The following is a 25,195-nucleotide window of genomic DNA, read 5'->3' on the forward strand; positions in this document are numbered from 1 at the left end:
ACATTCCTCCTTAGTTATTGATTTTTGGCCTGATGCAATCCACACTCTGTTTTTTCTTTATCCGCCCAGCGCCCGGCCCTGGAACCTGTCAACATATCCCCCGGCAATGTGCAAGGTTGGCATCCAATGCTTGGATAACCTTGGTCATGAAGCGGGTTGTACTGCAGCTGATTTTTCTCAACATAATTCCATATATCGTTCCAAGTCCAATGAATAAGGGGGCAGACTTTTACGGAGCGGAAATTTTCATCTTTATTAATGAAGTTAGTGCTTTGTCTTGTCGGCGACTGCTCCCGCCTCAAGCCAGAAATCCATGCGGTTGCCTGTGATAATGTTTCTTGCAGCGGCAATACCTTTCTAATCTGGCAGCATTGGTCGGGCTTAGTCTCCCATAGTTTTTCACCATATTTTTCCGCTTGTTCTTCCAATGAGATTTCCGGCTTTTTCATTTCAATTTTTAATAACGGATATTTTTTTTCCACCGAAGCAATCAAGTCATATGTTTCTTGGAAATGCAGCCCAGTATCTAGAAACACAACCTTTGCGTTCGGTTTAACTTTGGATATTAAATCGATCAGGACTATACCCTCTATACCAAAGCTGCAGGCATATACAAGTTCCTCATCATACATTTCAAAAGCCCAGTCCAATACATTCAGTGCACCTTTATATTCATCATCAACAATAAAATCGGTACTGGGGTCTGACCAGGATTCATAAGTAATTTTCAATTGTATTACACCTCCGCTCATCTCCAATATAATTATCCCTATGAATTAACTTGGTTTTTATGATACACTAATCCAATTTTCCTTTGACATTATAGGTAGTGGTTTTCCTTTAGATAATCTACTATTGCTTCAACTGATTCTTCTACGCTCAACACGTTTGTGTCTATTGTTATCTCTGGATTGATCGGTTCTTCATATGGTGCATCTATCCCTGTAAAACCTTTAATTTCACCCGCCCGCGCTTTTTTGTATAATCCTTTCGGGTCACGTTCTTCACAGGTTTCCACACTGGCTTTCACGTAAATTTCTATAAATTCATCCGGTTCCACGAGTTCCCGGACAAGCGTGCGGTCGCCCTGATATGGGGAAATAAAAGCAGTTAATGCAAACAACCCGGCATCCACCATCAATTTTGACACTTCACCGATTCTCCGGATATTCTCCGTCCGATCTTCCGGACTGAATCCCAAGTCCTTGTTTAAGCCCTGCCGTATATTGTCTCCATCCAATCTGTATGTGTGAATTCCATGGATATATAATTCTTTTTCCAGGGCAGACGATATGGTTGACTTTCCCGAGCCCGATAATCCCGTAAACCAAAGAATCGCACTTTTATGCCGCTTTAATTCCTGCCGGTCCGATTTTGAAACTTCAGATTCATGCCATATAAGATTAGTAGCTTTTGTCATCTCACAGCCTCCTAAAACCATACAAAATAAATAACTGTTACTGAAGTAACCATCACAATGAAACTCAAGGGTGTTCCAATTTTTATATAATCTATAAATCTGTATCCGCCCGGCCCATAGACAATCAAGTTTGTCTGGTAGCCGATCGGGGTAATAAAGCTTGCAGATGCAGCAATTGCAACCAGTACCGCGAAACCGGTCGGATCCAGCTGCAGGGAACTTGAGAGTTCCAGGCCGATGGGCAGCATGATTGCCGCCGCAGCAGAATTCGTTAAAAATTCGGTAAAAACACTTGTCAGCAGGTACATAATGGTTAATACCGCAACCACTCCAATCGGGGCGGAAATGGCCATTAAGCCTTTTGCTGTCCACTCAGCAAGCCCCGTCTTTGTCATGGCAGTGCCGATCCCAAGAGAACACGCAATGATCAGAAGAACATGGAATTGTACATTGCTCATGATTTCTTCTGCGGATATCATTCTTGATACGAGCAATATGATCACTGCCAATGCCATAGCTTTCAACATTGACAATAAGCCGAAGGATACTAAGATGATCATCGCAAGCAGGATACCTATGGAACATAAACCTTGGAATTTGTTTTTAGTCAATAATTTCGGTGGTTCCAAACGGGAAACAACATAGAAGTCGTTGGACGGCTTATACTTTTTAATAAAATCTTCCCCGGCCAATAATAAAAGGGCGTCACCGGGTTTTAAAATAATGTCGCCAACCTTGCTCTGTATTTTTTCATTTTTCCTATGAACTGCAATGACACCTGCATCATAACGGGACCGAAACTGTGTCTGCTTGACGGATTTTGATAATAAAGAAGAATGATGGGACACTACAGCCTCTACTAAATATATAGATCCATTCTTAAGATCATCAAGCTCCAGATTTGTGCCGGTTTCCAGCGTCAGCCCCACAGTGCTTTGCAATTCAGCCATCGTTGATATTTGTCCCGTAAAAACCAATCGGTCCCCGGCTTGGATAATGGTCGAATTCCGAACAGGGGAAACCCGTTCATTCCTTCTGATAATTTCAATTAAATACAAACCATTCAGATTGCCTAACCCGGATTTTTTTACACTTTGGTTTACATATGGGAAGGTTTCCTTCACACGCAACTCGGCAATATATTCTTTGGCATCCTCTTTTACTCGCTGGCTGAAACCTTTATGATCCGGCAGCAGCTTATTTCCGATTGTGAAAAGGTACAGCATACCGGCAATCGTTACTGGTATTCCCACAACGGTTATAGTAAACAGTGAAAAGCCCTCAAAACCGTATTCCAACAGCATCCCATGTACGACTATATTCGTTGAGGTTCCCATCAGTGTGATTGTTCCGCCCAAAATGGTTACATATGATAAAGGGATTAAAAACTTGGAAGGTGCTATCCCGCGCTTTTCACACCAACTCTTTATAATAGGCGTAAAAGTTACGACAATAGGCGTGTTATTGAGAAAAGCTGACAACCCGGCGATCGGTATAAAGAAACGCAATTTCGACTCCTGCTCGGTCTTGCTTTTCTCAAGCCACCTTTCCATAACATCGTCAATCAGCCCGCTCTTTTGTACAGCACCGGCCACTATAAACAACAGTGCGATCGTGATCATGCCTTCATTGGAAAACCCGCTTAGCGCTTGTTCTGGTGTAATAATTCCCAAGAGCAATAGAGTCACCAATACCAGGAAAATAATCAATTCCGGCCTTGCAAGTTCCAAGAGCAGGGCGATCAGCATCATCACGATCAGCAGCAATACAATGATCATTTCCCAATTGATAAACGTCACCTCCTGAAAGGGCCAAACAGTAAACAAAAAAACACCTCTCAGACCGCAAAAAAACAATTGCGATCGGAAAGATGCCTTTAGTTATCTAATCAGCATGGTTATTTAATTGTTAAGCTCTCTTCTCATCATTACAGCTTCCCCTATTGCTTGTTGCAGAGGATTCATCGGGCCATTCTCTTAAACTCTTTCGGATAAGAATCATTTATAAGATTTTGGTCTATATTACATGATAAAAATTGGAAAGTCAACCATTTTTCTGAATTTATTTTTAAACCAATTGGTTTTGTTGGTTTTATTCAAAAAAGACAGCAGTGAAGCGCTTTTGTCTGAGAATAATGGAGAGAAACAGCCTCAGCCCTGGTGGCAGGGCCAAAGCCGTTTCTTTTTATTATTTCGTTTGAGCAGCCAATTGGGCTTCCCTTACTTCTTTCGCTGCTTCCACCATGTTTTTCAGAGCCGCAATGGTCTCTTCCTCTTTTCTTGTTTTCAACCCGCAATCCGGATTGATCCAGAACTGGTTGGCCGGGATCGTCTTGAGCGCCCTGGTTACGTTATCCTTAATTTCTTCTGTACTTGGAACCCTTGGGCTGTGAATATCATACACGCCAAGACCGATTTCTTTGTCGTACGTATTTTCCTCAAATGCTGAAATCAGTTCTCCATGGCTTCTTGACGTTTCAATCGAAATCACATCGGCATCCAATGCGTGGATGGCTTCAAAAATATCTTCAAAATCCGAATAGCACATATGCGTGTGGATTTGCGTACTGTTTTCCACCGATGCTGTTGCCAGTCTGAAGGCATGCACAGCTCGATCCAGGTATTCTTTCCATTTATCTTCTTTAAGCGGAAGGCCTTCCCTTAATGCGGGCTCATCGACCTGGATAATGCTGATTCCATTTTTTTCAAGCTCTTCGATTTCGCTGCGAAGCGTCGCGGCAATTTGATCCAACACATCGAAACGGGAAATGTCATCCCTGGCAAAGGACCAATTTAAAATGGTGACCGGCCCTGTCAGCATCCCTTTTACCCTTTTGTTCGTCAGCGATTGGGCGTACACACTTTCTTTGACTGTCATCGGCTGATCAAATGACACATCTCCGAAAATGATTGGCGGCTTTACGCATCTGGATCCATACGATTGGACCCATCCGAATTTTGTGACCAAGAATCCGTTCAGCTTCTCCCCAAAATATTCAACCATGTCCGTCCGTTCGAACTCTCCATGGACTAACACATCGAGCCCAATTTCTTCCTGAATGGTGATCCATTTTTCAATCTCGCTTTTGATATATTGCTCATACTCCTGATCCGTGATTTCCCCTTTTCTCCATTTCAACCGCTGTTTCCTTACTTCAGCTGTCTGCGGCAAGCTTCCGATTGTTGTTGTAGGCAATAGAGGGAGTTGAAGCTTTTCTTTTTGTGAAACAATCCGCTCGTTGAACGGCAATCCACGGTCGGCTTTCAGTTCGTTTATCTTCGCCGTTCCTTTGATTGGCTTTCGGTATTTGGAGTCATTTAGTGTTCTGATAGCCGTGATACTTTCTTCAATTTCCTTCTTGATGCTTTCTTTTTCGGATTCCAACCCTCTTTTAAGTACAGCTGTTTCAGCTAATTTTTCATCTGCGAAAGAAAGTGCATCCTTGATAACCGGATCCAGTGCCGTTTCGACTTCTTTTGTCACGGGCACATGCAGCAAGGAGCAGGATGGCTGGACAATGATACTTTTCTTATCAACAAATCGGCTGATGCTTTCCAATAAGCCCAGTTTCTCATTCAAATCATGGCGCCATACATTTCTTCCATCGATGACCCCTGCTGCCAAATATTTATCTTTAGGGAATCCATGCTTCTGAAGCAACTCGAGGGAGTTCCCATGGACAAAATCCAGCCCGATCGCCGCTGCCGGCAAATTGACGATCTCCTCATACGCATCAACCGTTTCGAAATACGTTTGAATAATGACATTGATTCCCGGAACTTCCTTAGCAATAGCTTCGTATACCTGTTTCGCTTGCTGAAGCCCTGTTTCTGACAACGAGGTTGAAAAAATAGGCTCATCCAACTGTACCCACTTAACCCCGGCTTCCTTCAATTCCTGCAATAACTGAATATATAAAGGCTGGAATTCACTGACTAATTCAGGAAACTCCTTCTCTTCATACCCTTTTCCAAGCTTGATAAAGGTAATAGGCCCTAGAATAACAGGCTTTCCTTCAATCCCCAACTCCTCCTTCGCTTCCTTATAAAAGATAAGCGGGCGGTTTTCTTTCAACGTTGGCTTGGATTCGTTGAATTCCGGAACAATATAATGGTAGTTTGTGTTGAACCATTTGGTCATTTCCGAGGCTACTGCATCTTTTGTCCCCCTGGCGATGGCAAAATAAGTTTCCAACGGTGTCCTGCTGTCAGCGTTCTCCTGGAACCTTTTTGGAATGACATCAAATAAAACGGACGTATCCAGGACATGGTCATACAGTGAAAAGTCTCCGACCGGAATCAAATCAATCCCTTTTTCTTTTTGTTTTTTCAAACCTTCCAAACGAATGGCTTTTGTGTTATTCAGCAGCTCCTCTTCCGTGATTTTTCCATCCCAAAACTTTTCCAACTCTTTTTTCCATTCACGATTTCCGCCAATTCTCGGATATCCCACATTTGAACTCAATACGTTAGACATGTTTCTTCCTCCTATTTTTCATTCATTAAGATAAAGCAAACGACACACCTTCGGCTGTTTCCAATTCCCTTGTCTTTTGTTGAATGTATTTGGTTAACTCTACCGTTATCTCATAGCGTATAAATGGCGTTATTAAGTAAATCCCATTAAAATATTGAATGGCTGTATCGATTAATTCCCTTGCGATGGACAAGCCTTCTTGAATTTCCTCCTCCGGACTTTTCGCATCATTCATCCGTCTTCGCGTCTCCTGCGTCAACTTGATTCCGGGTACTTCGTTATGCAAGAACTCCGCATTCCTTGAGGAGACAAGCGGCATTATCCCGATATAGATAGGTACTTCTAAATGTTTAGTCGCTTCCCAAACCTCTATGATTTTCTCTCGGCTGAAGACAGGTTGCGTCAGCACATAATCCGCCCCATATTGAATTTTCTTCTCTAAGCGCTCTGCCGATTTCCCAATATTATGAACATTAGGGTTAAAAGCTGCCGCTACACGGAAATTCCCTTTTTGCTTAAGAGATTTTCCTGAGAAGGAAATTCCTTCATTAAACTGCTTGATCAGTTTGATCAAGTCAAAGGAGGTAACATCAAAAACAGATGTAGCACCAGGAAAATCGCCAATCTTTGTCGGGTCGCCGGTAATGGCTAGAATATCCCGGATGCCCAATGTGTGAAGACCCATTAAGTGGGATTGCAAGCCGATTAGGTTACGGTCCCTGCATGTAATATGGACGAGCGAAGGCAACCCCAGTTCCCTTTTGACAAGCGAAGCCATCGTCTTATTGCATATTCTTGAGGAAGCCAATGAATTATCGGCAATCGTCAGAGCATCGACCCCGGCTTCTTTCAACGCTTTGGCCCCTTCAAAAAAAATCTTCGTGTCCAGATGTTTCGGTGTATCCAGTTCTACAATGATTGAACGCTTTGTCTTCACCTTTTCAAATATGGTACATTCGTCATGCTGTTTTGTTTCGCTTATCTCAATCCTGGCCTCACTTTTTACCTTCTTTTCCGTAATGGGTTCCAGCCCCTTGATTCCTTCCTTCAGGGCTTTGATATGTTCCGGCGTGGTTCCGCAGCAGCCGCCCATTAACCGTACGCCCTCATTGCGGAAGAAACGCGCGAACTTTTTAAAATAATCCGGCTCCGATTTATACAACAATCTTCCATCCCGGTATTCGGGAAGGCTGGAGTTCGGATACGCAGATAAAAAAGCTTTCTCAGGAATCGGTGTGGTCTCCAGCGCCTTTAACACATGATAAGGGCCCAATCGGCAATTTACGCCTACGACATCTGCTCCCAAATCCTCAAGGCGGGCAAAAGCTTCTGACAGCAGCACCCCATTTTCCAAAACGCCGGGTTCATGCATCGAAACATTGGTGATAATCGGCAGGTCCGTCACTTCACGGGCAATTTTCAAAACGGTGGTCAATTCATCCAGGTCATAATAGGTCTCGAGCAGCAGGCCATCCACGCCTTCAAGAAGCAGACAATAAAGCTGTTCCCTGAAGCTTCTCTTAATCTCTTCTTCCAATTCATTATGGAACCTCGCCCCGTGGATTCCGCCGATCGATCCGACAACATAGGTTTCTTTGCCAGCTGCTTTCCTGGCGATTCTTACAGCTGCGCTGTTAATCTCTTTCACCCGTTCTTCCAATCCATATCTTGAAAGCTTGATATAATTGGCGCCGTAGGTGTTTGTTTGGATAAGATCCGCCCCGGCCTTGATATATTCTTTGTGGGTATATATAACTTCATTGGGATGTGTCAGATTCAACTCCTCAAAGCAGCGGTCCACTCCGTATGAATAAAGCAGCGTTCCTGTGGCCCCGTCGCCAATTAAGATCCGCCCTTTCAAACTATCTAACAGGCTCAGCTTCAGCACCTCCCTGCCCTTTTATTCCCGGTGCCGGCTCCTTCAATTGATTGAAGGCCTGTGCCAAATCCTCAATCAGATCATCCGCATGCTCGATGCCTACGGATACGCGCAGAAGGCGATTGCTGAGTCCATAGCTTGTTCTTGTTTCTTCTGGTACATCGGCATGAGTTTGGGTGGCCGGGTATGTGATTAAGCTTTCAACCCCTCCCAGACTCTCCGCAAAGGTGAATAGCTTTAAAGCTTTCAGAAATGGCGCAACCCATGCTTCCCTTGCGATTTCAAAGCTGACCATGCCGCCTTTTCGCGGATAATACACCTGATCCACCAGTGGGTGCCCGGACAGAAATGAATAAATTTCCTTCGCATTCTTCTCATGCCGCTCCATGCGCAAAGCCAATGTTTTCATACCTCTGATTAAGAGCCAACAATCAAATGGCGGCAAAACTGCTCCGCAGGAATTATGGAAATCAAACAGCCGGTCGCTCTGCTCCGGGTTAGCTGATACTACTAATCCGGCGAGCAGATCATTATGTCCGCCCAAATATTTGGTCGCGCTGTGTATGACTACATCGGCCCCCAATTCGATGGGCCTTTGAAGGAGAGGCGTATAAAACGTATTATCCACGATGAGCAACAATCCGTATTTTTTAGCCGTCTCCGCAGCAAGTTTCAAATCTGTTTCAGTCATCAATGGATTGGTGGGCGTTTCAATGAACAGGCCTTTTGTGTTTTTCCGAATCAGCCCTTCCACCTCATTTTCTTCCGGATCCCAATACGAAAATTCCAATTGATACTGCTGGGAAAGCCATTCAAACAACCGGTAAGACCCACCGTACAAATCCCTTGAAGCGACAATATGGTCTCCTGATTTAAATAAGGAAAATGCCAATTGCACCGCACTCATTCCGGAACTGCAGGCAAAACCCCGATCGCCCTTTTCCAATTTGGCGATGGCGTTTTCCAATACCTCACGCGTCGGGTTACTTGTGCGGATGTAATCGTAGCCCTTCAACAATCCAATCTCATGATGCCGGTAGGGCGCTGATAAATAGATTGGCGTACTAATCGCACCATTCGGTTCATCTCTGTCATTCCCGACTTGGGCAAGCAGTGTTTCTTTCTTTAATGGTACAGACGACATTTTCATTCTCCTTCCTTTCATGATTGGAAGGCCTTTTTACAAGTACGTGTTCAAAAAGTGCCAAATTAGAAGGTCGACTAAGTGCGCCACATCGTGTGGCAACGTCGACACTAGCACGTCGTGTGCGTCGCAAGAATATCGAGGCGGCGTAGTTTCGACGGACAGGACGTCCTAGTGCAGGCGAAGCGACAGGATGTCGCCGCTTGAGCCTGCCGAGCAGCGGAACGTATGCATTATATACGTGAGCAGTGGAGAAACAAGCCAACGAAGAGATTCGACGCTTATCATTTGGTGCTTTTTGAACATCCTCTACAAACAAAAAGGGCCTTCCCACAAGAAGAAGACCCAATAAAATCACTAGGTTTCTTCTCATCTTTCAAGTCGCAAGCAACTTGTTGGATTTAGCACCTTTCCGTTTTGACACGGTGGTTGCTGAGGCGTCACAGGGCCAATCCCTCAACCTCTCTGGATAAGAAAAAAAACTGTATATACAATTTTGTTTTAGCAACTCTTCAAAGCAAAATAAAACCGGAGATACAATCCTTTTTACAAAAAGGCTGTATCTCCGGTTGACCGGTCAATACTCATATTCCTGCTCTGTTAAGTTAAATAGGATTATACATACTTATCAAAATCCTGTCAACAATTAAAAGAGAAACGTTTCAATATTTCATTCAAATCTCTACTGAAAGCCGCTCAATGTACGGAAGAAGTCTTTCAGGAATTTATGAAAAAGGAGCTCCGTCGGCATCAGCTTCCGATTGTTCGGAATGATCATTCCTACCGTCCGGGTAACATTCTGTTCGGCAAGCGGGATCTTGACTGTTGTACGTGGAAGGCTGTCCACAAGAGTAATTTCCGGGAGTAAAGTGACCCCAAGACCTGCAGCGACCAGTCCTTTGATGGCATCAATGTCTTTTCCTTCAAAAGAGACTTGCGGCTCAAAACCGTATTGCCGGCAGGCATTTTCAACGATATTTTGCAGTATATATCCTTTAGGGGATAAAATGAACGGATCATTTCGGAGTTCATCCAACTGCAGGGACTTTCTTGAAGCAAGCGGATGTTTTGCGTAAAGCAGGGCTACGAGGTTTTCCACAAATAAAATTTCACTTGTCACCCTTGCATCATTTTTAGGGACCGGCCCAAGCAAAGCCAAATCAATATCTCCTATTACGACCTGTTCCACCAAATGGCGGTATGAGTCTTGGTGAAGCTGGATATTGACAAAGGGATGGCCTTTTCGAAAAGCGGAGATGACGGTTGGAAGCAACGATGCCGCCAGGCTGCTGGGAAATCCGATTCGGACTGTCCCGCGTTCGGGGTCCAGCTGTTCCTCGATTTCTCTTTTTGCTTCATGAATCAAATCCATGGCGGTCTCCATCTTTTCCAAAAACATTTTTCCAACGTGAGTCAGGCGGATGTTCCGCCCTTCCCGAATAAACAGGTCGACCCCCAACTCCGCTTCCAGGTTGACGATTTGCCGGCTGACAGCAGACTGGGCAACGTGCAAGGCTTCTGCTGCTTCTGTCATATGCTCTCTATGGGCCACTTCGATAAAATACTGGATTTGTCTTAATTCCATCAGCGAATTCCCCCTTTTTCATCGATTGATATCAAAAAGGCATCAAATTTATCTCAAATCCATATTGTATAGATTAATTGTAAAGGATAGAATGAATTGTACCAAGTTTCAGGACGTGGAAATTTTTTGAAAATCAAATACAGGTGAATGGGAGTGATAATAAATGGCAATGATTATGGAAATGGAAGCTCATAAATTGCAAACAGCCAAAAAATATATTAAAAGTGTGTATGATACAGTAAAAGAACGCAATGCGAACGAACCTGAATTCCTCCAGGCTGTCCAAGAAATTTTCCACTCTCTTCTTCCCGTATTAGTGAAAAATCCAAAGTATATGGAAAACGGAATATTAGAAAGAATCGTAGAACCGGAACGCATGATTTCCTTCCGGGTACCTTGGGTGGACGATAAAGGGAAAGTGAGAGTTAACCGCGGATTCCGCGTTCAATTCAATGGTACTCTTGGACCTTACAAAGGCGGACTCAGATTTCATCCTTCCGTTAATGCGAGCATCATCAAGTTCTTGGGATTTGAACAAGTTTTTAAGAACGCTTTGACGAACCAGGCGATTGGCGGCGGCAAAGGCGGATCGGATTTTGACCCAAAAGGAAAATCAGATGCGGAAATCATGAGATTTACACAAAGCTTCATGACCGAATTAAGCAAATATATCGGCTCCGGCATTGACGTTCCTGCAGGTGATATCGGGGTAGGAGCTAGGGAAATCGGTTATCTTTTCGGTCAATACAGAAGAATTGCCGGGCATTACGATGCAGGGGTTCTTACCGGAAAAGGCATCGGTTATGGCGGAAGCCTCGGCAGAACTGAAGCAACAGGATATGGACTCGTTTATTTTGTCGATGAAATGTTAAAAGACAAGGGCATGAGCTTTGAAGGCCAAACGGTCATCGTATCCGGATCCGGAAATGTATCCATCTATGCGATTGAAAAAGCACAGGAGTATGGGGCTAAGGTCGTTGCCTGCAGTGACTCCAACGGATACATCTATGATGAAAAAGGCATTTGCCTTGATACACTGAAACACTTGAAGGAAGTCGAGAGATCCAGAATTTCCGAGTATGTCAACGAACATCCTCATGCAAAATATATTGAGGGAAGCGAAGGCATCTGGACTATTCCTTGTGATATCGCACTTCCTTGCGCTACTCAAAATGAGCTTGACAAAAAAGCTGCAAAAACTCTTGTAGCTAACGGCGTAAAGGCAGTCGGTGAAGGAGCAAACATGCCGACAACTCATGATGCGGCTGAAGTCTTCCTTAAAAACGACATCCTCTATGCACCAGGAAAAGCATCCAATGCAGGCGGGGTAGCAGTTTCAGCCCTTGAAATGGCGCAAAACAGCTCCCGTATTGCATGGTCACTTGAAAAAGTCGATGCAGAACTTAAGAAAATCATGGTTGATATTTATCGAAACAGCGTCGAAGCTGCTGATAAATACGGCATGAGCGGCAACCTTGTTGCCGGTGCGAACATCGCCGGATTTACAAAAGTGGCTGATGCGATGATTGTCCAAGGGGTTATTTAATCAATAAAAAGACTTTGAAAAGCGGTTCGATCGGATCTGATCAAACCGCTTTTTCCTATTCTTTCGGGAAAATTTTTCCCGGGTTCAATATTTGGTTGGGGTCCAATGTACGCTTTAATGCCAGCATGATTTCCATTGCTTCCCCGTGTTCTTCCCTTTGAAAATCAATTTTTCCAAGGCCAACACCATGCTCGCCGGTACATGTGCCTCCTGATTTCAGAGCAAGCTTAACCATTTGATGGCTGAACTCGACGGCCTTTTCAAACTCACCTTCCACTTTTGGATCATACATGATCATCGTATGGAAGTTGCCGTCCCCAACATGCCCGACAACCCCTCCCTTGAATCCGTACTCATCCAGCTTATTGCTTGCAAACTCAACGTTTTCCGCCAGCTTTGAAATAGGTACGCATACGTCTGTCGTCATGCAGGCCAATTGAGGATTTCCATGTCTATAGGCGTAATTCAATTCGTGGCGGGCCTTCCATAGAGCCGTCCGCTTAAGTGAATCGGTTTCAAACAAAAATTCAAGGCAGCCTGCTTCTTCCACTATGGCCCGGACAAATTCGATGTCTTCTTTGTTTCCTCCTTTATTGCCATGGAATTCAAAAAACAATGACGGGGCTACCTCATAATCCGTGTCGGAGTATTCATTCGCCTGGCGGATGCTCCGCGCGTCGACAAGCTCCATGCGCGCCATTGGAACGCCTGCTGTCAAAATAGCGGTTGCGGCTTCCACACAGCTTTTCACCGAAGGGAATGAACATCTCGCTGCAACAATATCTTCCGGAATACCGTGCAATTTCAAGGCTATTTCCGTAAAGACGCCTAAAGTTCCCTCTGATCCCACAAATAAGCCATTCAGGTGAAGTCCCGATGAAGACTTTTTCGCCAAGCTGCCTGTTTCAATGATCCGGCCGTCCGCCAAAACAACTTTCAAGTTCAAGACCTGGTCACGCATTCCCCCATAGCGGACAGTCATCGTACCGCTTGCATTCGTTGAGGCCATTCCGCCGATAGTAGCGTCTGCCCCCGGATCTACCGGAAAAAATAACCCATACTTCTTTAACTCTTCATTCAGTTGAATTCGTGTGATGCCGGGCTGCACAATGACAACCAGGTCCTCGGGCCTCACTTCAATCACCTTATTCATTCTTTCAAAGTCAATGGAGATCCCTTTATTGACCGGGATGGCCTGCCCTTCCAATCCTGAGCCCGCCCCAAAGGGAACAACAGGGATTTTATGTTTATTTGCATATCGTAAAACTTTCTGTACGTCTTCGCTTGATTCGGGAAATACAACGACGTCAGGCTCACTCGCCGCATGATCGGACTCATCTTTACTATGGTTTCTGAGGATCGTTTCATTGACGGATGTTTGATCCGCCCCGATCAGCTTGCATAAATCTGGATATATGTCCATGTCATTTCTTCCCCCACTAATTTGTTCTTTGCTTAAATAATATCACAAACAGATGGCGTCCTTTTAAAAAATGCGAAAAACGATTCAAAAAAGTGACCAAGGAAAATCCCTGGTCACTTTGGGTTACTCTTTTGCTTTTTCTGGATGCTGCATATAGTATTTCCGTCCAATATAAGTCTGGATGATGAGGAAAATACCGCCAACCGCCCAATATAACGGTAAAGCTGCGGGAGCATTCAAGGAAATGAAAATGATCATGACGGGTGACATATATGAAAACAACCTCATTTGTTTTCTCTGTTCTTCCGGCACCGTCGCCAGTGAAACCTGCGCCTGGGTAAAATAAACTAAGCCGGCAAGGATTGTCATGGTCATATCGGAGTGGCCCAGATTGAACCAAAGAAAAGTATGCGACGCTATCTCCTTTGAACTGCGGATCGCATAATACAGCCCCATTAATATCGGCATTTGAATGAGTATCGGCAAACATCCCATATTTAATGGGTTCACTCCGTGTTTTTTATAAAGCTCCATCATTTCCAGTTGGATTTTCTGCTGTTCCTCCTGGTTTTTTGCCTGCTTGGAACGTTTTTGAATTTCTTCCATTTCCGGTTTCAGTTTATCCATCTTCACTTTCATCAACTGCTGGTTTTTATACGTTTTCAGCATAAACGGCATCAAAACCAGACGAATCAACAATGTGATGATGATCAGCGCCAGGCCGAAGTTACCGCCAAGAGCGATCCCGATCTCATGAATAAGCCAGACAAACGGCCGAACGAAGAAATCATAAAAGAATCCGGTCTGATTCGCAACTCCTGAACAGCCCCCAAGCATTGTGGCAGTGATAACAAGTATAAAAAAGAGAAATAACTTTTTCTTCAATTGCACTCACCCTTCTATTTAAATATTTATTTAAATAGAAGGTGGACATGTTCATCCCCATCATCAGGACATACTTTCCTCCTGACAGTTTTAATGAACTGGAGACAGATACGTGGTATAAGTTCATCATAAACTCTGGTTATAAGAAAGATATTTTCTTTTTTGATATTTTGATAGTAATTTTGTTTATTCACAGGACGGGACAGGGAAATAATGCCCAAACTGAGAATCCACATAATGAGGATAGTCAGCGGTATAAACCATTCCGTGTAAGAATCCTGAAAAATTAGTTCAAGCATATTCAGCACCTAATTTCGATTCGTTATTTCCAGTATAACGATAAACGGCGGTAAATAAAAATGGTTTTTCAAAAAAATGAATAAAACCAGGCGGATTACCGCCCGGTTCGATTTTACGTCAAAGCTTTTGCTGTTTCGCGATTTAAAGGTTCCAAATCCACTTCAAAGCCCATGTCCTCAAGCATTTTCCAGTCCTTCGATCTCTCTTGTCCTTCCGTTGTCAAATAGTCGCCGATGAAAATGGAATTTGCCGGATACAATCCGAGCGGCTGCAGGCTCCGCAAATTGACCTCCCGTCCGCCCGAAATCCTGATTTCCTTTGTCGGGTTGATAAAACGGAACAGACAAAGCACTTTCAAGCAATAGCGCGGATCCAGTTCGTTGGTCCCTTCGAGGGGAGTGCCGTCCACGGCATGAAGAAAGTTCACCGGAATGGAGTCAGCATCCAGCACTTTTAAACTGCGCGCCATATCAATGACATCTTCCTTCGATTCTTTCATGCCGATAATGACGCCGGAACAAGGAGAAATCCCCGATGCTTTTGCCGCTTCCACAGTATTGACCCGGTCATCGTATGTATGGGAAGTCGTGATGTTCTCATGATGATTGCTTGATGTGTTGATATTATGGTTGTAGCGGTCAACCCCCGCTTCCTTCAAACGCTCCGCCTGTCCGGGTTTCAAGATTCCTAGGCAGGCACAAACGGTCATGCCTTTATGCTTGCCTTTGATTTCTTTTACCGCATCCACAACGATATCCAATTCCCTGTTCGCAGGTCCCCTACCGCTCGCCACGATACAATATGTTCCTGCGTTCAGCTCCGCTGCGCGGGCTGCTCCTGCGACAATCTCATCCTTTTTCATCATGGAATATTTTTCAATCGGAGCCTTCGATACAATCGACTGCGCACAGTAGCCGCAATTTTCGGGGCAAAGTCCCGATTTTGTGTTGATGATCATATTCAGTTTCACTTTTTTTCCGTAAAAGTTCTTTCTTACCCTATACGCAGCATGCAATAGGGTCAGCAGCTCATCATCCGGGCAGTCAAGCACTGCCATGGCCTGTTCATCCGTCACCTCTTTTCCCGCTAGAGAAGCTTCTGCAATCACATCATATAGATTCATCTTTTTCTCCCCTTTATCTAGGCCTTTTTACAATTCCCTGCATCCGATGTGCAAATAACCCTGCCAAAACGGCGAGCAATATGTCTTTGGGAAGCGGAACTGCCATCCACATCCATGCGACTTTATAAGAAAAAGCATCCGGTGCGGCTGCCCAAAGTTTATAGGCTCCGTACATCCAGTTTGTCCCGAATAAATAGCTGAAAGCCGTCCCCAGCAAAGCTGCAATGACATATGAATGCACCTTGCTGTTTTTTTCAATGATTTTCCCTGTAATATATGCTGTAAAAATAAATGCAATGATAAATCCGAACGTAGGACTGAGCAGCTGCCCGATCCCCCCGTGAAAACGGGCGAACACCGGCGCTCCTGCAAGTCCGATAAACGCATAGACTGCCATTGAAATGGCCCCAAGGCGGCTGCCAAGAAATGCTCCTGCCAAAACGGCAAAGAAAGCCTGGAGCGTAATGGGAACTCCCCCAATGACCATAAATGGAACAAAAGAAGTGATATTTGCTCCAATCATCATCAAAGCTGAAAATAAGCTAATATAAATCATATCCAAGGTCTTTAGCCTGCTTTTTGTCTTTATTGCTTCACTGCCCACTATTATCACCTCTGTTGTTTAATATATTTAGAGGATACTTGATAACAAACTCAATTGTCAACTTAATTTGTATGTTGGTTTACAATTAAGTTAAACTTTTTCTGCAACAACATGAATTCTCAATGAAAGCTTTGGATTCATTGAAAAATGAACAAATAAAAGGAGTCCAATGCTGCATTGGACCCCTTTATTATAGTAGAAAGCATAAATTTTTCATGGTTATTCATATAAAAGTGTCGTTGCTTTGTCCAGCTCCAGCGCCCAGCGACTAGCAAACTTCGCACTCCTCCACTACGATAAGTCAACATCGGCTCCTCCGTCGCCGTGTTTCCTTTATCTCATTGCGGAGTGCTCCAGTTTGTACGTCGCTAAACGGGCGCTTGCGCTTTTCTTATAGTCTGTATTATTTAAATACCTTAAATCTTTCATCCATGCTCTGGAACTGTTTTTCCCCTGGAGCAGCCGTCGGTTTGCCAAATGGCATTTGCGCCAGCAATGTCCAGCTTTCAGGAACATTCCAAATTTCTTGGACAGCCTCATCAATCAGCGGCTGATAATGCTGCAAAGTAGCGCCGAAGCCTTCCAGTTCCAATGCTGTCCAAACGATGTATTGAAGCATTCCGGATGATTGCAAGGCATAATCCGGGAATTTATCCGCATAAGTTGGAAATTGCTCCTGCAATCCTTTTACAACCTCTTGATCCTCGAAAAACAAGACAGTTCCATAACCGTTGCGGAAACCTTCCATTTTTTTCGCGGTTGGCTCGAATTGGTCTTCAGGAACCATTTCCCTTAATACCGCTTCCGTTATATTCCAGAGTTTATCATGGTTCTCCCCAAGAAGAAGCACCACTCTGGCACTTTGTGAGTTAAAAGAAGACGGCGCATGCTTGATGGCATATTCAATCAATTCTTCAATTTTTTCATCGGAAATCGGTGATTCCTTGCTGATTCCATAAATCGAACGTCTTTCCTTGACAGCAGTATAAAAATCCTGTTTTGTTTGAATCATGGTGAAATTCCCCTTTTCTTTATAGTTTCCTGATGGATCTTTCATTTTTATTGTTCCACTTTCCTTGGAAATCCAAGCATTTTTTTATGGGGTCAGACCCCTCAACTTACTTTACGTAAGCAACTATAAATTAGTTTATTTTGTCTGTCAAGAAGAAACAATTAATGATATAATTTAATTATCGAGGTGAACAGTATGAACGGAAACACATGTCCTAGATTTGAAAAAGCCATGAGCATATTGGGACAGCGTTGGACCGGACTGATTATATACCAGCTGCTGAACGGCCCGCAGCGCTTTTGTACGGTGGAGGCGTCGATGCCGATCAGTGCGCGTGTCCTGTCTGAGCGTTTAAAAGATCTGGAAAAAGAGGGAATTGTCAAAAGACAGGTATACCCCGAAACACCGGTTAGAATTGAATACTCTTTGACCGAAAAAGGGATGGCACTCAAGCCGCTTATGAATGAAATTGCCTCATGGGCTGAAAAATGGGTTGAAATTCCTGCTGAATAAATGCCGATTGCTCAGAATGAGTCAATCGGCATCTTTATATTGTGTATTATCCCCCATTAAGATAAATAATAAAGGGAAAGGAGTTTTTCAAAGTGAAAAATGATATTATTGACAGGTTTACTTCGTATGTAAAAGTGGATACGCAATCCAATGAGAACAGTGACACATGCCCTTCCACACCTGGACAACTGACATTGGCCAATCAATTGGTAAAAGAATTGGAATCAATCGGCATGAAAGAAGTGACGATCGACGAAAACGGATACGTTATGGCGACCCTTCCGGCCAACACGGAAAAAGAAGTGCCGACCATCGGATTTTTGGCGCATATCGATACAGCGACAGATTTTACGGGAAAAAACGTAAATCCTCAAATCGTGGAAAACTATGACGGGAAAGATATCATATTGAATCAAGAAAAACAGATCGTCCTGTCGCCAAAAGCATTCCCTTCGCTTGCTGAGTGCAAAGGCCATACGCTTATCACAACGGACGGGACAACGCTGCTTGGCGCAGACAATAAAGCCGGAATCGCAGAAATCATAACGGCGATGGATTATTTGTTGAAGCATCCGGAAATCAAACATGGAAAGGTAAGAGTCGCTTTCACTCCGGATGAGGAAATCGGAAGAGGCCCGCACCGCTTTGATGTCCAAGCTTTCAATGCCTCATTCGCCTATACTGTTGACGGAGGAAAAATCGGACAGCTGGAATATGAAAGTTTCAATGCCGCAAGCGCCAAGCTGACTGTCAAAGGGACAAATATCCATCCGGGAACTGCGAAAGGGATCATGGTCAACTCTCAAGCCATCGCCATCCAATTCCATAACCGCCTCCCCGCCGATGAAGTCCCTGAATTAACTGAAGGATATGAAGGCTTTTACCACCTCCTTTCTTTTGAAGGCAATGTGGAAGAAACCGTGCTTCATTACATCATCCGGGATTTTGACAGGAAAAAGTTTGAGAAAAAGAAAGCATTCATGGAGCAGATTGCCGAGGAACTGGGAGAAAAGTATGGACAAGACAGGATCCGGTTAGAATTGAAAGACCAATATTACAATATGCGGGAGAAAATCGAGCCCGTAAAAGAAATTGTCGAAATTGCTTCAGATGCGATGAAAAAATTGGGCATCGAACCGGACATCTCACCAATTCGCGGCGGAACCGACGGATCCCAGCTCTCTTTTATGGGACTGCCCACTCCGAATATTTTTACCGGCGGAGAAAACTTCCACGGTCCTTATGAGTTTGTGTCAGTCGACGTGATGGAAAAATCGGTGCAGACGATTGTGGAAATCGTGAAGCTGTTTGAGGAACGTGCAGAAGAATTTAAATAGGAACGGACATATTTTGATATTTTTGACAAAAACGATTGACTTTCAATCGGACAGCTGACATAATATTTTTGATAATTATATCTAAAAATACCTTTAAACCAGTCCCGTGAGGCTGACAAGGTGCGCTACGCATGAGAAACTTTTCGCGCGTCAATTTTGCTGTGGAAATGTAGCCAAGCACCTTGCCTTTGAGGTAAGGTGCTTTTCATTTATAAATTCTTTGTCCAGCTCCAGGCGCCATCGGCGCAAGGATCAAGCCGAATTGCTGTGGCGGCTGAAAAGCTGCCTCCTCGCAATTCGCCTTGTGCTTGTCGCCTAAGGCTGCGCGCCTTGCGCTTTTCTTGATAAAATAACATGAATTGGAGAGAAAAAGATGAGTCAAAGAGAAATCCAGGTGGATGAGCGTTTGCCCATCCTGCAGAGCCTTCCGCTCAGTTTCCAGCATTTATTTGCCATGTTCGGCTCCACTGTCCTAGTACCGCTCCTGTTTGAAGTGGACCCCGCGACGATCCTGCTGATGAACGGACTTGGCACACTGCTTTATATTTTTATTACAAAAGGGAAAATCCCTGCTTATCTCGGATCAAGCTTTGCCTTTATCTCCCCTGTTTTTGCTGTATTTTCCAAATATGCAGGTGGAGAAGGATATGCTTATGCACTTGGAGGCTTCCTTGCGGTCGGCGTGACGCTCGTCATTATAGCATTGATTGTCAAACTTGTAGGAACCGCCTGGATTGACGTGATCTTCCCGCCTGCAGCCATGGGCGCCATCGTAGCCGTTATCGGATTGGAGCTTGTTCCTACCGCGGCTGACATGGCAGGACTGTTGAAACCCGCCGATGCCCCCGACACATGGTCACCCGATCCGAAGATCATTACCGTCTCGTTACTGACACTTGCGATTACGATAATATGCTGGGTGACCATGCGCGGCTTTTTGAAAATCATTCCGATTCTTCTAGGCATTGTCTCAGGATATATTATTGCCCTCGCCATGAACATGGTGGATTTGACCGCTGTCCGTGAAGCAGCCTGGATTTCTACCCCGACTTATTATGCGATGAAATTCAACTGGGCGGATGTCCTGCTGATTCTTCCAGCTGCCCTGGTACTTGTCCCGGAACACATCGGCCATCTTGTCGTAACCGGCAATATTGTAAAAAAAGATTTGGTAAAAGATCCCGGCCTCGACCGGTCATTAATGAGTAACGGTATTTCAACGATCATCTCAAGCTTTGTCGGATCCACCCCGAATACGACATATGGGGAAAATATCGGCGTTCTGGCCATCACCCGGGTATATTCAACTTGGATTATCGGAATTGCCGCGGTTATTGCTGTCCTTCTATCTTTCTGCGGAAAATTGGCTGCTCTGATCTCTTCCATTCCGACTCCGGTCATGGGCGGCATCTCGCTGTTATTATTCGGAATCATTGCCGTCAGCGGCATCCGTATGCTTGTTGAGGCAAACGTAGATTACAACGTGTCTTACAACATGATTTTGACTTGTGTTGTCCTTGCCATCGGAATCAGCGGAGCATCCATCAAGATCGGAACCGTTCCGTTGTCGGGAATGGGACTTGCAACCGTTGTTGCGATCGTTTTGAGCCTGTTCTTTAAGCTGTTGGAAAAATTGAATTTGACGAATGAATAGGACTCCAGTTTCATCCTATAAAATGCATTGTCACGGGATCTAAAACAGCGCAGGGAATTCCGCTTCCCTGCGCCGTTTTTTCATATTCCTTAGGCCCCTTTCTTGATCGCCGCATCAGGCTTCCCGCCTTCCACCACGACACAGGCTGAGGCATCCCCCACAATATTTACCGAAGTTCTCAGCATATCAAGAATCCGGTCGATCCCTGCAATCAGTGCAATTCCTTCTAAAGGCAAATTGACAGCTGTCAGCACCATCGTCAGCATGATCAATCCTGCACCCGGAACACCCGCCGCTCCAATGGAAGCCAATGTTCCCATTAACGCCGCGATCAGAATTTGAGCCACTGTCAATTCCACACCAAAATATTGCGCGATGAACATGACGGCAATCCCCTGATAAATCGCTGTGCCGTCCATATTAATCGTTGCCCCGAGCGGCAAGACGAAACTGCTCGTTTCTTTTGAGACTCCTAAATTTTCTTGAGTATTTTTCATCGTAACCGGCAGTGTCCCTGAACTGCTGCAAGTAGCAAAAGCAACCGAGGCAGCAGGGAAGATCCCTTTAAAAAATTGATAAGGATCCATTTTTCCAAGTGCCTTGACTGCTGCCGAATAGACAAGTGCCACATGTACAATCACGGCAACCACCATGGCAATGATCACTTTGATCAACGGCATCAATACGGAAGCGCCGTACGTTCCAACAATAGGAGCAAGCAATCCGAAGATGCCAATCGGAACGAGCTTCATGACAATGCCCGTAATTTTATACATCACTTCGGACAACCCTTCAAAAAAACTCTGGACCGGAATGGCCTTTTCCCCGACAAGCGAAATGCCGATCCCGAGAAAAATCGCAAAGAAAATAATCTGCAGGACTGCTCCAGTCGTCAGCGCTTCGATCGGATTCTCAGGAATAATATTTAATAAAGTCTGAATGACACCCCCTGATTCAGGAGCTTCCACTTCAGCTCCCTGTACAGCAAGATCCACACCGGCTCCCGGCTGAAAAACAAATCCTGCAAACAGGCCAAGGGCAATGGCAATAAAACTCGTCACTAGAAAGTACCCAATCGCTTTTCCACCCAAGCTGCCCAGTTTTTTCATACTTCCTGCGCTTGTCACACCAACCACAATGGTCGAGAGGATCAAAGGAACAATGATAAATTTAATAAGCCTTAAAAACAGGTCGCCCAAAGGCTGGACAACTGCCGCTTTTTCCCCAAAAATGATTCCGGCGATAATGGCAAGGATAAAGGCTGCAAAAATTTGAAGCATTAAGTTCTTTTTCATAGACAAGCCCTCCTCGTATTTCTGATGAGGGAAGAACGTTATGGCAATCCTGGGAGGCTTTCAATGGACTCAACAGGCTGCAGTACAGGAAGGTTTATATCTTCCTTGTTCATATATTTCAAGCCCATACCAGTATTGATGACAATCACTCTCTCACTCTCTTTTATCCAGCCAGTTTTCCTAAGCTTTCGCGCTGCCAAAAACGCTGCCGCCCCTTCCGGACATATAAAAGCTCCTTCATTCCTGATCATGTTTTTCTGTTCTTTTAAAATTTCTTCATCCTTGACAGCCATTGCGTATCCATTTGTTTCGTAAATGGCTTGGAGGACCAGAAAATCGCCCAAAGCCTTCGGAACATTGATCCCGAACGCCACCGTACGTGAATCAGGCCAAAATTCTGATTCTCTTTTTCCCTCTTTCCAGGCTTTGACGATGGGGGCACAGCCTTCCGCCTGCACTGCAACAAACCGGGGCATTTTTTTGCTGCCAACCCAACCAAGCTTTTGAAGCTCCTTAAACGCCTTATAAATGGCTATAAGTCCGACTCCGCCGCCCGCCGGATATAAAATGACATCAGGTGTTTCCCAGTGAAGCTGCTCCGCGATTTCAAACCCCATCGTTTTTTTCCCTTCGATCCGGTACGGCTCTTTTAACGTTGAGACATCATATAAATGAAAATCAGCGGCAGCCTTTGCAGCAATTTTTCCTGCATCACTGATCACTCCATTGACTAAATATAAATGGGAACCCGCGGAAGCCACTTCGGACCGGATCATGGCCGGCGCACTCTCGGGCATGATAATCACCGCTTGAATATCAGCCCTGGAAGAATAAAGTGACCAGGCGGCACCTGCGTTTCCATTCGTTGGCATCACAAGTCCTTTAACGCCCAATTCCTTCGCTTTCGATACACCTACTGCAGCGCCTCGCGCCTTAAACGTGCCTGTTGGCGCAATCCCTTCATCCTTCATATACAAATGGGCAATATCCATATCGGAGCCAATCTTATTCATCGGAATCAAAGGGGTCACCCCTTCTCCGAGCGATACGATGTTTTCGGGACTTTGAACAGGAAGCAGCTCATGGTAGCGCCACAGATCATGATTTCTATTCAACAACTCATTTGGCTTAAAATCTTTTGCCAGTTTCTTTAAATCGTAGTTCACTAACAGCGGTGAACCGCACTCGCAAAGCTGTTGAACCGTATCCGGGTTGTATGTCCTCGAACATTTTGAGCAGGATAAATGTGTCATATAACTGAACATCATAACGTTTCCTCCCTCGTTCAATCATATGACAGCAAGTTATAATGATATGATGATGATGTGCAAAATTTAATTTTCCTTGTAATCTTTAACACCGATTTATCAGCACGTAAAAATAAGAGAGCTGCTTGTTACAGCTCTCTCATTTTCGCATAATTTAAGATTTTACTTCATTTGCAGGGACTTCCAGCCCCAATCCCTCAGCGACTTTTGTTCCGTATTCCGGATCGGCTTTGTAGAAGTGGCCGATCTGGCGAAGCTTGATTTCATCTTTTTCAACAGGCTTCATCGCCGCAACGATGTTGGCAACGAGGCGTTCACGTTCCTCTTTACTCATTAAGCGGTACAAGTCCCCTGCCTGTGTGTAATGGTCGTGGTTGTCATAACTTACACTTGCAGCTTCACCCGAAACCGGATATGAAGCCGGCCTGTCTACAGGAGATTCTTTCGGTCCGCCGTAGCTGTTTGGCTCATAGTAAACTGAGCCGCCGCCGTTATTATCAAAGCGCATCGCGCCGTCACGCTGATAATTCTTAATTTCGTTCCTTGGACGATTGATCGGCAGCATATGATGGTTTGCCCCAACACGGTAGCGATGGGCATCATGGTAAGCGAACAAACGCCCCTGCAGCATTTTATCAGGGGAAACATCAATTCCCGGCACAAGCGTTCCAGGTGAGAATGTCGCCTGCTCAACCTCCGCAAAATAGTTTTCCGGATTGCGGTTTAATGTCATCCTGCCGACTTCAATCAGTGGATAATCTTTTTGCGACCATACTTTCGTGACATCAAATGGATCGAACCGGTACGTATCGGCATCTTCTATCGGCATGATCTGTACATACAACGTCCATGATGGATAGTCACCATTCTTAATCGCATTGAACAAATCTTCTGTATGGTAATCGGGATTTTCCCCTGCAAGCTTGGCTGCAAGATTCACATCCAGGTTTTTAATGCCCTGGTCTGTCTTAAAGTGATATTTTACCCAGACACTTTCTCCTTCTGCATTTGTCCATTTGAATGTATGGCTTCCGAAACCATGCATATGGCGGAATGTTGCCGGAATGCCCCTGTCGGACATTAAAATGGTGACCTGGTGCAGCGATTCAGGCGATAGTGACCAGAAATCCCACACGGCGTTCGGATTTTTCAAATGCGTTTGCGGATCTCTTTTTTGTGTATGGATAAAGTCGGGGAATTTGATCGCATCCCGTATGAAAAAGACAGGCGTATTATTCCCGACTAAATCATAGTTTCCGTCTTCCGTGTAAAACTTCACCGCAAACCCGCGAGGATCCCTGACAGTATCCGCAGATCCCAATTCACCCGCTACCGTTGAAAATCGCACAAATGTCGGCGTGCGTTTGCCAACTTCGGATAAAAACTTCGCTTTCGTATATTTAGTCACATCATTGGTCACTTCAAAATAGCCGTGTGCGCCGGCGCCTTTCGCATGAACGACCCGCTCCGGAACCCGTTCCCTGTTGAAATGGGCCAGTTTTTCCAATAGGTGGACATCTTGAATAAGTGTCGGACCGCGTGATCCGGCCGTCATGGAATTTTGATTGTCTCCTACCGGAGCTCCCCAGCTTGTCGTTAATTTATGATTGCTGTTCGTCAATTTTATCCCCGCCTTATTTATAATAATTATAATGTAACTACATAGTAGCATGAGCAATAATTATTTTCAAGTTAAAATAATTATTATTTAGAATCGAATATAATTTGCTC

19 protein-coding genes and 1 riboswitch are annotated in these 25,195 nt (G+C 44.6%); of the genes, 4 read left to right on the plus strand and 15 right to left on the minus strand.

Annotation, left to right across the window (positions count from 1 at the left end):
• Positions 1-14: 14 nt before the first annotated feature.
• From FS666_RS03005 to gltC, 7 genes are all read right to left on the minus strand, one after another.
• A complete protein-coding gene (locus tag FS666_RS03005; protein ID WP_390614738.1) occupies positions 15-731 on the minus strand; it encodes a phosphoadenylyl-sulfate reductase in 717 nt (238 codons plus the stop codon).
• Between the two features lie 89 nt (positions 732-820).
• Positions 821-1,420, minus strand: a complete 600-nt coding sequence (gene cysC / locus FS666_RS03010) for an adenylyl-sulfate kinase (RefSeq protein WP_144460567.1) — start codon at positions 1,418-1,420, stop codon at positions 821-823.
• 11 nt (positions 1,421-1,431) lie between these two features.
• A complete protein-coding gene (locus tag FS666_RS03015; protein ID WP_144460597.1) occupies positions 1,432-3,198 on the minus strand; it encodes an SLC13 family permease in 1,767 nt (588 codons plus the stop codon).
• 409 nt (positions 3,199-3,607) lie between these two features.
• The gene (gene metE, locus FS666_RS03020; protein ID WP_144460566.1) at positions 3,608-5,896 is read right to left on the minus strand and encodes a 5-methyltetrahydropteroyltriglutamate--homocysteine S-methyltransferase; all 2,289 of its coding nucleotides are present in this window, start codon (positions 5,894-5,896) and stop codon (positions 3,608-3,610) included.
• 25 nt (positions 5,897-5,921) lie between these two features.
• Positions 5,922-7,775 (minus strand): bifunctional homocysteine S-methyltransferase/methylenetetrahydrofolate reductase, encoded by a 1,854-nt coding sequence (locus FS666_RS03025; protein ID WP_144460596.1) that lies wholly within the window; start codon positions 7,773-7,775, stop codon positions 5,922-5,924.
• Complete coding sequence (locus FS666_RS03030; RefSeq protein WP_120071738.1) at positions 7,759-8,919, minus strand: aminotransferase class I/II-fold pyridoxal phosphate-dependent enzyme; 1,161 nt, start codon at positions 8,917-8,919, stop codon at positions 7,759-7,761. The genes FS666_RS03025 and FS666_RS03030 overlap by 17 nt, the downstream gene beginning before the upstream one ends.
• Before the next feature lie 366 nt (positions 8,920-9,285).
• Positions 9,286-9,395, minus strand: a riboswitch (SAM riboswitch).
• Between the two features lie 206 nt (positions 9,396-9,601).
• Positions 9,602-10,504 carry a glutamate biosynthesis transcriptional regulator GltC gene (gene gltC, locus FS666_RS03035; RefSeq protein ID WP_144460565.1) on the minus strand — a complete coding sequence of 301 codons (903 nt, stop codon included), beginning with the start codon at positions 10,502-10,504 and terminating at the stop codon, positions 9,602-9,604.
• Positions 10,505-10,673: 169 nt separating this feature from the next.
• Between gltC and gdhA the strand changes: the two genes are divergently transcribed.
• Entirely contained in the window at positions 10,674-12,050 is a 1,377-nt protein-coding gene (gene gdhA, locus FS666_RS03040; protein WP_390614760.1) for an NADP-specific glutamate dehydrogenase, read from the plus strand.
• A 55-nt stretch (positions 12,051-12,105) separates the two neighbouring features.
• On the opposite strand, the gene FS666_RS03045 is transcribed toward gdhA, so the two are convergent.
• The 5 genes from FS666_RS03045 to FS666_RS03065 all read right to left on the minus strand — a co-directional run bounded on the left by FS666_RS03045 (position 12,106) and on the right by FS666_RS03065 (position 17,397).
• A complete protein-coding gene (locus tag FS666_RS03045) occupies positions 12,106-13,473 on the minus strand; it encodes an FAD-binding oxidoreductase (RefSeq protein ID WP_144460564.1) in 1,368 nt (455 codons plus the stop codon).
• 123 nt (positions 13,474-13,596) lie between these two features.
• Positions 13,597-14,358, minus strand: coding sequence for a membrane protein insertase YidC (gene yidC / locus FS666_RS03050; protein ID WP_144460563.1), 762 nt, complete (start codon positions 14,356-14,358; stop codon positions 13,597-13,599).
• Between the two features lie 412 nt (positions 14,359-14,770).
• Positions 14,771-15,781 carry a biotin synthase BioB gene (gene bioB / locus FS666_RS03055; RefSeq protein WP_144460562.1) on the minus strand — a complete coding sequence of 337 codons (1,011 nt, stop codon included), beginning with the start codon at positions 15,779-15,781 and terminating at the stop codon, positions 14,771-14,773.
• A gap of 13 nt (positions 15,782-15,794) precedes the next feature.
• On the minus strand, positions 15,795-16,337 hold the full coding sequence (locus tag FS666_RS03060) for a biotin transporter BioY (protein WP_144460594.1): 543 nt from the start codon (positions 16,335-16,337) through the stop codon (positions 15,795-15,797).
• A 451-nt stretch (positions 16,338-16,788) separates the two neighbouring features.
• Positions 16,789-17,397, minus strand: coding sequence for a nitroreductase family protein (locus FS666_RS03065; RefSeq protein ID WP_144460561.1), 609 nt, complete (start codon positions 17,395-17,397; stop codon positions 16,789-16,791).
• Between the two features lie 195 nt (positions 17,398-17,592).
• Here FS666_RS03065 and FS666_RS03070 point away from each other — a divergent pair, with 195 nt between their 5' ends.
• The 3 genes from FS666_RS03070 to uraA all read left to right on the plus strand — a co-directional run bounded on the left by FS666_RS03070 (position 17,593) and on the right by uraA (position 20,901).
• On the plus strand, positions 17,593-17,910 hold the full coding sequence (locus tag FS666_RS03070; protein WP_120074284.1) for a winged helix-turn-helix transcriptional regulator: 318 nt from the start codon (positions 17,593-17,595) through the stop codon (positions 17,908-17,910).
• Positions 17,911-18,002: 92 nt separating this feature from the next.
• Positions 18,003-19,247, plus strand: coding sequence for a peptidase T (gene pepT / locus FS666_RS03075; RefSeq protein WP_120074282.1), 1,245 nt, complete (start codon positions 18,003-18,005; stop codon positions 19,245-19,247).
• A 373-nt stretch (positions 19,248-19,620) separates the two neighbouring features.
• Positions 19,621-20,901, plus strand: coding sequence for a uracil permease (uraA, locus tag FS666_RS03080; RefSeq protein WP_144460560.1), 1,281 nt, complete (start codon positions 19,621-19,623; stop codon positions 20,899-20,901).
• An 89-nt stretch (positions 20,902-20,990) separates the two neighbouring features.
• Here uraA and FS666_RS03085 read toward each other — a convergent pair whose 3' ends face one another.
• The 3 genes from FS666_RS03085 to katA form a co-directional block, all read right to left on the minus strand.
• The gene (locus FS666_RS03085; RefSeq protein WP_144460559.1) at positions 20,991-22,196 is read right to left on the minus strand and encodes a dicarboxylate/amino acid:cation symporter; all 1,206 of its coding nucleotides are present in this window, start codon (positions 22,194-22,196) and stop codon (positions 20,991-20,993) included.
• 38 nt (positions 22,197-22,234) lie between these two features.
• The gene (locus tag FS666_RS03090) at positions 22,235-23,464 is read right to left on the minus strand and encodes a threonine synthase (protein WP_144460558.1); all 1,230 of its coding nucleotides are present in this window, start codon (positions 23,462-23,464) and stop codon (positions 22,235-22,237) included.
• Positions 23,465-23,618: 154 nt separating this feature from the next.
• Entirely contained in the window at positions 23,619-25,085 is a 1,467-nt protein-coding gene (gene katA / locus FS666_RS03095; protein WP_260842589.1) for a catalase KatA, read from the minus strand.
• Positions 25,086-25,195: the final 110 nt, after the last annotated feature.

The sequence above is a fragment of the Siminovitchia fortis genome (genome assembly GCF_007681465.1).
GTDB classification, from domain to species: domain Bacteria; phylum Bacillota; class Bacilli; order Bacillales; family Bacillaceae_C; genus Siminovitchia; species Siminovitchia fortis.

Coding starts and splice junctions, on each gene's coding strand:
- cysC (WP_144460567.1), bottom strand. CDS start 1,420: ATGACAAAAGCTACTAATCTTATATGGCATGAATCTGAAGTTTCAAAA.
- FS666_RS03065 (WP_144460561.1), bottom strand. CDS start 17,397: ATGATTCAAACAAAACAGGATTTTTATACTGCTGTCAAGGAAAGACGT.
- metE (WP_144460566.1), bottom strand. CDS start 5,896: ATGTCTAACGTATTGAGTTCAAATGTGGGATATCCGAGAATTGGCGGA.
- FS666_RS03015 (WP_144460597.1), bottom strand. CDS start 3,198: ATGATCATTGTATTGCTGCTGATCGTGATGATGCTGATCGCCCTGCTC.
- bioB (WP_144460562.1), bottom strand. CDS start 15,781: ATGAATCTATATGATGTGATTGCAGAAGCTTCTCTAGCGGGAAAAGAG.
- FS666_RS03030 (WP_120071738.1), bottom strand. CDS start 8,919: ATGTCGTCTGTACCATTAAAGAAAGAAACACTGCTTGCCCAAGTCGGG.
- FS666_RS03045 (WP_144460564.1), bottom strand. CDS start 13,473: ATGGACATATATCCAGATTTATGCAAGCTGATCGGGGCGGATCAAACA.
- uraA (WP_144460560.1), top strand. CDS start 19,621: ATGAGTCAAAGAGAAATCCAGGTGGATGAGCGTTTGCCCATCCTGCAG.
- FS666_RS03085 (WP_144460559.1), bottom strand. CDS start 22,196: ATGAAAAAGAACTTAATGCTTCAAATTTTTGCAGCCTTTATCCTTGCC.
- FS666_RS03090 (WP_144460558.1), bottom strand. CDS start 23,464: ATGATGTTCAGTTATATGACACATTTATCCTGCTCAAAATGTTCGAGG.
- FS666_RS03060 (WP_144460594.1), bottom strand. CDS start 16,337: ATGATTTATATTAGCTTATTTTCAGCTTTGATGATGATTGGAGCAAAT.
- FS666_RS03070 (WP_120074284.1), top strand. CDS start 17,593: ATGAACGGAAACACATGTCCTAGATTTGAAAAAGCCATGAGCATATTG.
- gltC (WP_144460565.1), bottom strand. CDS start 10,504: ATGGAATTAAGACAAATCCAGTATTTTATCGAAGTGGCCCATAGAGAG.
- gdhA (WP_390614760.1), top strand. CDS start 10,674: ATGATTATGGAAATGGAAGCTCATAAATTGCAAACAGCCAAAAAATAT.